This is a genomic window from Phytoactinopolyspora endophytica, assembly GCF_004138495.1.
GTDB classification, from domain to species: domain Bacteria; phylum Actinomycetota; class Actinomycetes; order Jiangellales; family Jiangellaceae; genus Phytoactinopolyspora; species Phytoactinopolyspora endophytica.
In genome coordinates, this window is sequence record NZ_ML142856.1 from 236,869 (window position 1) to 237,247 (window position 379).

1 protein-coding gene and 1 pseudogene are annotated in these 379 nt (G+C 67.5%); both read left to right on the plus strand.

What is annotated here, in order from left to right:
* Positions 1-140: DUF6104 family protein (locus ELR45_RS40985; RefSeq protein WP_165367868.1), on the plus strand; the 140-nt coding region annotated here is incomplete at its 5' end.
* Positions 141-185: 45 nt separating this feature from the next.
* A pseudogene (locus tag ELR45_RS38180) lies at positions 186-379 on the plus strand (hypothetical protein); the annotation flags it as partial.

The following is a 379-nucleotide window of genomic DNA, read 5'->3' on the forward strand; positions in this document are numbered from 1 at the left end:
GGGGTGATGAGCAGGTCACTCTCGGGTGGCTAGCCGAGCAGTTCCGCGCCTTCGTCGATCAGAACCCGGAGTTCGAGGCCTCCATCGAGCGGCTCGCCACTTGGATAGCGCGGCTCGACGACGACGAGGTCGACGACTGAGAGCGCTGAGCCTGGGCTGTCGGCTCGCCGTGCGAAGATGGGGCGATGCGTGACGTCAGGGTATGTGTGTTCGGAGACTCGCTTGTAGCCGGGACCGGCGACCCCAAGGCACTCGGCTGGGTCGGACGGGTGGCCGCGCGAACCCCGTCTTCCACCGGGGTCGACCTGACGGCATACCAGCTGGGCGTACGCCGGCAGACCACCGAGGAGGTGGTGCTGCGGATACCGATGGAGTGCGC